The sequence below is a fragment of the Ferruginibacter sp. genome (assembly GCF_014377975.1).
In the GTDB taxonomy this organism is placed as follows: domain Bacteria; phylum Bacteroidota; class Bacteroidia; order Chitinophagales; family Chitinophagaceae; genus Ferruginibacter.
Genome location: NZ_JACMOO010000351.1, coordinates 1 through 8,841, shown reverse-complemented (window position 1 = coordinate 8,841; position 8,841 = coordinate 1). Strand labels below are relative to the sequence as shown.

Annotated in this window: 9 protein-coding genes; 4 read left to right on the top strand and 5 right to left on the bottom strand. The window is 36.0% G+C overall.

Annotated elements, in window-relative coordinates; all coding sequences use genetic code 11:
- On the bottom strand, positions 1 to 478 hold a 478-nt coding region (locus H7254_RS17185; RefSeq protein WP_301934138.1), incomplete at its 3' end, for a hypothetical protein.
- Between the two features lie 422 nt (positions 479 to 900).
- On the opposite strand from H7254_RS17185, the gene H7254_RS17180 reads away from it, so the two are divergent.
- From H7254_RS17180 to H7254_RS17170, 3 genes are all read left to right on the top strand, one after another.
- Entirely contained in the window at positions 901 to 2,112 is a 1,212-nt protein-coding gene (locus tag H7254_RS17180; protein WP_301934137.1) for a hypothetical protein, read from the top strand.
- A 39-nt stretch (positions 2,113 to 2,151) separates the two neighbouring features.
- On the top strand, positions 2,152 to 3,537 hold the full coding sequence (locus H7254_RS17175) for a hypothetical protein (protein WP_301934136.1): 1,386 nt from the start codon (positions 2,152 to 2,154) through the stop codon (positions 3,535 to 3,537).
- A 90-nt stretch (positions 3,538 to 3,627) separates the two neighbouring features.
- Positions 3,628 to 4,959: a DEAD/DEAH box helicase gene (locus H7254_RS17170; RefSeq protein ID WP_301923715.1), complete on the top strand. Its 1,332-nt coding sequence runs from the start codon at positions 3,628 to 3,630 to the stop codon at positions 4,957 to 4,959.
- A gap of 104 nt (positions 4,960 to 5,063) precedes the next feature.
- Here the strand turns inward: H7254_RS17170 and lpxK are convergent, their stop codons facing one another.
- The 4 genes from lpxK to H7254_RS17150 all read right to left on the bottom strand — a co-directional run bounded on the left by lpxK (position 5,064) and on the right by H7254_RS17150 (position 8,127).
- A complete protein-coding gene (gene lpxK, locus H7254_RS17165; protein WP_301934135.1) occupies positions 5,064 to 6,122 on the bottom strand; it encodes a tetraacyldisaccharide 4'-kinase in 1,059 nt (352 codons plus the stop codon).
- 59 nt (positions 6,123 to 6,181) lie between these two features.
- Positions 6,182 to 6,451 carry a 5-formyltetrahydrofolate cyclo-ligase gene (locus tag H7254_RS17160; protein ID WP_301934134.1) on the bottom strand — a complete coding sequence of 90 codons (270 nt, stop codon included), beginning with the start codon at positions 6,449 to 6,451 and terminating at the stop codon, positions 6,182 to 6,184.
- A 321-nt stretch (positions 6,452 to 6,772) separates the two neighbouring features.
- Positions 6,773 to 7,309, bottom strand: a complete 537-nt coding sequence (locus H7254_RS17155) for an RsmD family RNA methyltransferase (RefSeq protein ID WP_301934133.1) — start codon at positions 7,307 to 7,309, stop codon at positions 6,773 to 6,775.
- Positions 7,300 to 8,127, bottom strand: a complete 828-nt coding sequence (locus H7254_RS17150; RefSeq protein ID WP_301934132.1) for a DUF3822 family protein — start codon at positions 8,125 to 8,127, stop codon at positions 7,300 to 7,302. The genes H7254_RS17155 and H7254_RS17150 overlap by 10 nt, the downstream gene beginning before the upstream one ends.
- 43 nt (positions 8,128 to 8,170) lie before the next feature.
- Between H7254_RS17150 and H7254_RS17145 the strand changes: the two genes are divergently transcribed.
- Positions 8,171 to 8,841 (top strand): MATE family efflux transporter (locus H7254_RS17145; RefSeq protein WP_301934131.1); only part of this gene is annotated, 671 nt, incomplete at its 3' end.

Below are 8,841 nucleotides of genomic sequence, written 5' to 3'. Positions count from 1 at the left end.
TTAATTCTTTTAGGCTATCTAATTCCTTTTTTAATACTTTTATTTCTTGTTTGGTGTAATCTATATCCTTATGCAGCGATAAATTTGTTAGGGTTGTAAAAGCAGCAAAAAGGACTGCTATAAATGGTAATGTCCACTTAGTTATATCATAAATATCATCATTAAATTTTTTCTTCCCAATTTCAAGATACTTTTCATCATCATACACGGATTGAGAATTTATCCAGGCAAAAACTGCAATTCCTTTTCCAAAATCTTCTAGTTTAATTTCTTCTGCCATTATCAATGGTGGCGTTATTGTTTTTAATTCTTCAATTGAAATAGCCATCTTAACACATAAAACTGGCAATGGAATGGCAATATTTTCTGCATTGACAGTTGTTTTGTGAAAATTGCTTTTGCCAACAATTTCATCGTGTTTGTCTAATATTATTCTTAATAATTTATGCCTTAATCTATATTTTCTTCGAATAAACACAGTTTATAATTTTGTCCACAAACTACGCTTTAATCAGTAAAACATAATCCACTCGCTCGTGGCAAGGGCAAGAAAAAAATAAAACGTGGGAGGGAGAAGAAAGGTTGTGGGCGACTGTTTAACATAATATTAATTATAGGACTTTTAAATAATCAAATACAAGGTAGTTGGATTGCGACTAAACCAGATTAAGCGAAAAATCAAAAAATTATTGAGCAAACTAAATATTGATATTTTTGAAAATGTCTACCTGCGTTGAAAATAAATAAGCAGTTTAAACAATAAAATAGGAAATAATACATTATTCTTTTATGTTTTATCACACTGAATCACGGAGAATTTTAAAATGTGCGTGATTTTAAAACTGTTTTATATTTGCCGACAGATTACAACTAAATAAATCAAATCACTTTCTTTATTCTATGAAAAATAAATTACGCTATTTTTTTTCTTTTCTTGCATTTACAATACTGCTTACTTCCTGCGATAAAGAATACAGTACAGAATATGGCAAAACATTAGCCGGCACCAATTCAGGAACGGCGGTGTACATTTATACAGGTACCGGAACCGGAAATTGCCTTACGCCAAATATAAAGGGAACTTATTCGGCAGGCGCTGCTACTACCATCAACAATACCGTAACGCTACAGGTTACTGTTGTAACGCCAGGTACTTTTGTAATTTCAACGGCAACTATTAATGGTATAACATTTAAAGGCTCAGGCAGTTTTTCTACCACCGGAGTTCAAAATGTAAGTTTGTTTGCCAGTGGTACTCCTGTTGCCCGCGGTACATTTAGTTATATTGCCGGTTCAAATGGTTGTGCTTTTAATATTGTTTTTACAACAGGCAACGTTAACACAACCTCCGTATTCACATTTCCTGAAGCACCCAATGCCTGCACTCTTGTTACAATTAACGGGGCATATAATGCAGGTGCAGCATTAACTTCAGCCAATACTATTGAAGGTATACACGTTAATGTAACCAAGATTGGTACATACTATATTTCCACCTTACCTAATAATGGGATAACTTTTACAGGCTCGGGAACATTTACTGCCACTGGTCTTCAAACAATTTCTTTAAACGGCGGAGGTACACCGGTTACTTCCGGTGCGTTTACTTATTCTCCTGGCAACAACGGTTGTTTATTTACAATAACAGTATTACCTGCTGGTCCGGTAGTTTCGGATTACATTAAATGTAAAATAGACGGGGTTTCAAAAACCTTTGCATATAATGTTTCTTTTACAGAAACCAATACAGCTGCGCAGCCACCTGTGCCTGCATCTAATACAGTGGATATTACCGGAAGTGTTTCAGCGGTTTCTGATGAAAATATGGAATTATCGCTTATTAAAACGGGAACATCCATCTCAACGGCAGATGTATTTAACCCCAATAGCTTTACCAGTGGCAAAGCGTACCTGATTTCTTATAGAGATGCTTCGTTGGCAAACTGGAATGCTGTTTCAGGAGTTAGTTTTACACCTTTCAACATCACTGTCACCAGCAAAACCACCACCAGAATTCAGGGCACTTTTAGTGGAACATTAAGCGATACCGGTGCTGCCGGAGGAAATACAAAAATTGTTACCGAAGGCACATTTAGTGTACCTGTTAAGTAGTATTATTAACAAATACTACCTGCTTATAAAATAATTAAAATGATTAAAAAATTACAGTCTGTTTTCTTGCTTGTTTTTAGCATGCTGTTTTTTATTGCCTGTCAAAAGGAATTGAATTTTCCGGATACCAATACCAATACGCCCGGCACCAGCAATGGTACGGCAAAATATAGTTTTGCCGGTGGCAGCGGTAATTGTGCAGGAGCAGTAATTAGTGGTGTTTATAATAAAGGAACTGCATTGAATAGTTTGAATACAATCGCAATAAAAGTGAATATTGATTCTGTTGGTTCATATACTATTGCTACTGCAAATATTAATGGAATAATTTTTAGCTGTTCAGGAGTCTTTACCACAACGGGTGCACAAACGATTGTTTTAAAAGCATCAGGAACACCACTTGGTGCAGGAAATTTTACTTATGTACCTGGTACCAATGGCTGCTCGTTTAACATTACTGTTACTGCAAACGGAGCATTGTCAGGAACTGCCCAATTTACTTTTAATGGAGCTCCCGACAGTTGCATTACTCCAATAGTAAGTGGTAATTATATTGTAGGCACAGTTATGAATGCGGCTGATTCAGTTACTGTAAAAGTGACCGTTACAACACCTGGTTCTTATTCGGTTAGTACCAATGCGTTGAATGGAATATTATTTTTAGCTTCTGGTACATTTGCTACCAGCGGACAACACATCATTACTTTAACCGGTTCCGGCAAACCCCTTAACCCAGGGCCTTTTGCATTTACACCGGGTACAAACGGGTGTAAATTTACAATCAATTTTGCCGCTGTAACTGATTGTAAAGAATGTATTTATATTCCATTTTGTGTGGGAAGTAAATATGATTTTATAGATACGATCAGTAATCCTTTTGGTGGTAACGATTCGGCCTATCCCCGCCATTCTGAATATTTATCTGCTGTTGATACAACCATTAATGGCATGGTATCTAAAAGAATAAATACTTTCGATGGTATTAATAATAATTACTTTTATACCAATTGCCAAAACGGTGATACAAGGGTAATTACAAATAATGTGCAGTCCACTACTTCCGGCAACATGCTTACAGCCATAAACTCCATTGAATTAAAAGCCAATGCACCTGAAGGAACTGTCTGGACAGATACCTCTACAATTGGCAGTGTTAATAAACTTTATCGTACTCATACCATTGTACAAAAAGGTATTAGCAGGACGGTATTGGGGGTTACCTATAATGATATTATCAGGGTGAAAGTAGAACAGAATATATATTATACAGATCCCGCTGCAGGGTTGATTTCTGCTGGTATAAGCGACTATTATTTTGCCAAAGGTATTGGGGTTGTTGAAGTAATCGGTTATGGCGAAAACCCCATAACTAACCAATTGTACGTAGCCGTTCATTCAGTTTTAAAATTTTATTACGTACCGTAACTACTATCTGACAACATTTATAAACAAAAAAAGGAACGTACTGACATTCTCTTTTTTTGTGCTTACCGGTAAAAGATTACTTTTACCGGAATGCAACACAATAATATACCCACAGAAAAGATATTGGCCAATCTGCAAATTAAGGCACTGAATGAAATGCAACTGGCAGCCTTAAAAGCCAATGATGAAAGTAACAATGTACTGTTATTATCTTCCACAGGTTCCGGAAAAACCCTGGCATTTTTATTACCCATTGTACAATTGCTTACCAAAGAAAGTAAAAAAGTACAGGCCCTGGTATTGGTTCCATCCCGTGAACTGGCGCTTCAAATTGACGAAGTATTTAGAAAAATGGCTACTGGATACAAAGTTACCTGTTGCTATGGAGGACACAAAAGAGAGACAGAAGAAAATAACCTGGTACAATCCCCTGCCCTTATCATTGGTACACCTGGCCGGGTGGCCGATCATATCCGCCGCAGTAACTTTGCGCTGGAAGACATTACCACACTGGTGTTGGACGAATTTGATAAATCACTGGAGTTGGGCTTCCTAGAAGAAATGTCATTTATCATTGGTTCGCTTCCTGCAGTTAAAAAAAGAATTTTGACCTCTGCTACGGAGGCTGTTCGCATTCCTGATTTTATTGGAATGGCATCTCCGGTAAGGCTTAATTTTTTATTGCCCATCGACAAACCTGCCGAAGATGAACTGGTAGTAAGAACTGTTTTTTCGCCAGATAAAGACAAGTCTGAAACGTTATTCCGGCTCATCTGTTCCATTGGTAACAAATCGATGATTGTTTTTTGCAATCACCGGGAGTCAGTGGAACGTACGAGTAATCTTTTAAGGGAAAAAGGAATTGTAAATGTATTTTATCACGGAGGTATGGAGCAACAGGAAAGAGAAAGTGCCATGTGTAAATTTAAAAACGGCACATCCAATGTACTGGTTACTACAGACCTTGCATCAAGGGGTTTGGATATTCCGGATATAAAATATATTATTCATTATCATTTGCCTGCAACCGAAGATGTATATACTCACCGCAATGGCAGAACCGCCCGTATGGAAGCTGGTGGTAAATCGGTGTTGATTTTATCAGAAGAAGAAAAGCTGCCTAAATACATCATGGGTGAAACAGAAGCCATCGTTTTACCAGAGCGGATTGAATTACCCGAAAAGCCCAAGTGGTCTACTTTATTTATTGCTGCCGGTAAAAAAGATAAAGTAAATAAAATTGATATTGTGGGATTTTTATCCAACAAGGGCTTATTAAAAAAGGAAGATATCGGCCTGATAGAAGTAAAAGATTTTTTTTCCTTTGTAGCCGTGCGTAAACTAAAAGTGGGAGCAGTTTTGGAATTGATAAAAGATGAAAAGATAAAAAATAAAAAGGTAAAAATTGCCGTAGCTAAGTAAGATGTGATATTGAATGACACGGATTAGACGGAATTATCAGGGATTTTATTTTGTATCCAGGTCTCCTTCCTATAATCCACCAATTTATAAAAAGCCGGAAAGGCTTAACGGCAATTATCAAAAGATTCAATAAATTCTCTTACTGTATCAGAAAATATTTTTGCCCCATTAAACATAAAAGAATGTTGTATGGGCAAAACATACACGGGTAATTCTTTTAGTTCATTTTCAAATTTCTTCAGCCTTACTCCATCTTTTTCGGTAGTTAAAATAATTTTATTTGAGCAGGTTATTTTATTAAACTCCTTTTTAATTTCTGCCAGGTCACCACTATCAAAAATATGATGGTCAGGGTAACGGAGCATATCATAGGTCTGTACATGCGCCGTTAAAAAATCATTCAGCGGTTTAGGATTGGCAATACCACAAACTAGTAATATATCTTCACTGTGCGATATTAGAGCCTCTTTTTTTGTAAAAAGATGGTAAGGATTATTGTATAATATTTCAGTAAAAAATACCTGCTGATGAGATGCAGGCTTTAGTTCCTGAACAATAAGGTCTCTTTCTTCTTTGCTCAGATTGTGCTTGCATTTTGTTACAATAATAATCTGTGCCCTCGCAGCACTTTTTTTAATATCTCTAAGATCGCCGGCAGGCAATAAAAAATCACGGGTATATAAATTGGTATAATCAGTCAATAAAATATTTAATCCTGCATTTACCTGGCGGTGCTGAAAAGCATCATCCAAAATGATCACCTGCGTTTTCGGACGGTCGTGCAGTAACTGTGGTATAGCCTCCAGCCTTTCCTCGCCTACTGCCACACTAACATCCGGAAACTTTAAATGAAACTGCATCGGTTCATCACCAATATCCAATGTCGTTGTATTTTCGTTGGCAAGCCCATATCCCTTCGTTTTTCTTTTATATCCACGGCTAATGGTGGCGGTAGCATAATCATTTTTTAAAAAACGTAGCAGGTACTCTACCATGGGCGTTTTACCCGTACCACCCACAGCAAGGTTACCTACACAAATAATTGGAAAATTAAAGGAAGATGATTTAAGATAATTTTTATCAAACAACTTATTTCTTATCCATATAATAATGCCATAAAAAAAAGAGAGAGGCAAAAATAAATATCGAAAACTTTTTAGCAAGGGGTAAATTTTAAAAAGTAAAAATACTTTCTGGTGTACTACAATAATCTAACTTAATATCAAGCTTTGTTTATATCTTCCTCGTATTCAACTACATCAAAATAGCTTAACCCAATTGTACTACTATTGCTGCAGCATTGTTTTAGAAACCGGTTGTAATATCCTTTATTATAACCTATCCGGTTGCTATTTTTATCAAAGCTTAGTAAGGGTACAATAAACATTTCAATATCACCCGTACACATTTTTTTGCCATCAACCGGTTCATCAATCCCGTATGTAATAATTTCAAAAAAGCTGTCATTATGCATCATCTCTTTATTATTCATTTCCAAAACGCGTTGTAGTTTATCATTTTAAAATAAACCAATTTATTACCTGTACTTTTAATATAGTAATACTAAGTAATATATTGTTAATCAAACTTTACTATATTTTTTATAGGTGCATAGATCAAGCTCAAGACAGGTATATTTATCAGTATTTTTTGAAGCTGTATCAGCATCATGTCGTTCAGCTTTGCTGTTTGAGCAAGCGAAAGCCATGGGCGCTTTTCTTTATAAATATTTCTAATGTTACTTTTTTGCATTTCCTGGTGAAAGATTAAGCAAATAATAAAAAATTATTTTATCCAATAAAAAGTTGGCCTTTTATTGGATAAAGATAGAAAAGATTGTAGTTCCGTAATTACGTTCGGAGTGATAATAATCAAATTTTTTATAATCGTTGCGGGGTGTATGTTCCAATACAAACCATCCTTTTGGATTCAGTAATTTTTTTTCGAATATTTTTTTAGGGAGATCATCAATAGTATTCAATGCATAAGGCGGACCGGCAAAAATAAAATCGTATTGGTCGGTGCAACCTTCTATAAATTTAAATACATCCGACTTTATTAGTTTAAAATTTTTAATTGATAAGGAGGCAGCTGTTTTTTTTATAAAGTCATACATGTTGGTATCCTTTTCCACAATGGATAGGTCGGCTGCTCCCCTGCTAGCTAATTCATAACTGATGCTGCCCGTGCCACCAAAAAGATCCAGCGTTTTTAACCCTTCAATGTTAAGGTTGTTTTGTATAATATTAAAAAGCCCTTCTTTGGCAATATCTGTTGTTGGCCTGGTGTAAGGCATGTTTGCCGGTGGGTTTATTTTTCTACCACCATAAATACCGCTGATTATCCGCATGCTGCTATTTCAAATAAATGACTAAAATAATGGGCAGGATAAGTTTTTATCTCTTTGTCATAGCTAAATGTCTGAGGTAAAACTGCAAATGAAAGCTGTGGAAAATATTTATTCAATTCATCGAATAAGATAGACTCTCTGTCAATCATTCCATTCAGCAACACTTCGGTATCTGTTAATAAAACTTCAAAACGTTCGCAAACATTTAGTAAATGATAAGCCGCATCTTCCGGCAATTTATAATCGAAATGCTGAATTATTTGCAGCTGTCCTTCTTTTATCAATTGTACAATGATGGATGTTGCATCAAAAATACAATACAGCTGATTGCCTTTTTGTTTATTTCTGTTAGATAGTATTGAGTACAGATGGCTATGACTGGCCAATGAAAATAAATGTGCAATAACAGCGTCGAGCTGTTTAGGAATTTTGTATAGATTTTGCAAGGCTAGCCCCGGGATAAAGTCGCTCCTGGTAATACTTTCACCCATATCACCATACACCAGTTCCAACATTTCATTGTTAGTGGCAGCATTCATAAATTTATCAGGCACCAGCAAAGATTCTGCAAAAGCGTAAATAATGTAAACCTTTTTAAACGTTTGTTGAAGCAAGAGCTGCTGACCGGCAATATCTTTTAAATAATCAGCAGCCTTTTCATTGGTAGTACTGATATTAAAATGATAGACGGATAAAGCAAAGCAGGTATTATCTGCTTTTAATGCCCAGTAAGAAATTCCATATCCGCTGATCTCAATATATAAACGGCAATCACTGGTATCGGTAACAGGGGTCAATATATGAAAAGATGAAATCAAAATAAATGTTTAGGATGGCAAAATAAGATAAATTTGCCAACTTATGGAGGTAACTGCACCAATTAAAGATTTAAAAGTACAAGTCAATAATAAACAAATACTTTCTATTGCGTTGCCTATTACACTGTCCATCATTATTCCGCAAATAAATATGCTTACCAATAGTATATTTTTAGGTAATCTTAGTATTTCTGCATTAGGTAATGCAGGCATTACCGGGGTTTTTTATTTAATATTTGCAGTTGCAGGCAATGGCCTTAACAATGGGTTGCAATCTGAATTTAGTCGCTATGCCGGCGGTGATAACACCAACGCTTTTAAAATAATTTTAGCACAATCCATTCGTATCAGTGTGCAATTAGCCGTGGCTGGTATCCTGGTAACCTGGTTTATTGCGCCGTTCATTCTTCAACGGGTTGCTGACCCCAATGCCTATCCGCAGGAAATGAATTTTTTAAAAATCCGTATCATGGGGCTACCCTTTTTGTACCTGTTTCAAATGGGCAACGCATTTTTGGTGGCTTCACTCAACAGCCGTTATTTAATGATTGGTTTTATTGCCGAAGCAGCTACCAATATCCTGCTTGATTATTTACTTATTTACGGCCATGGGGGTTTGCCCGCTATGGGTTTTAATGGTGCAGCAGTTGCCTCTGTAATTGCCGAAGTCTGTGGTTTTTTAGTGATGTTGCTGGTGATATATAAAACCGGTCT

Excerpts from the sequence above, each read along its gene's own strand:
- H7254_RS17180 (WP_301934137.1), top strand. The coding sequence starts at position 901 with ATGAAAAATAAATTACGCTATTTTTTTTCTTTTCTTGCATTTACAATA.
- H7254_RS17175 (WP_301934136.1), top strand. The coding sequence starts at position 2,152 with ATGATTAAAAAATTACAGTCTGTTTTCTTGCTTGTTTTTAGCATGCTG.
- H7254_RS17170 (WP_301923715.1), top strand. The coding sequence starts at position 3,628 with ATGCAACACAATAATATACCCACAGAAAAGATATTGGCCAATCTGCAA.
- H7254_RS17160 (WP_301934134.1), bottom strand. The coding sequence starts at position 6,451 with ATGAATAATAAAGAGATGATGCATAATGACAGCTTTTTTGAAATTATT.
- H7254_RS17155 (WP_301934133.1), bottom strand. The coding sequence starts at position 7,309 with ATGCGGATAATCAGCGGTATTTATGGTGGTAGAAAAATAAACCCACCG.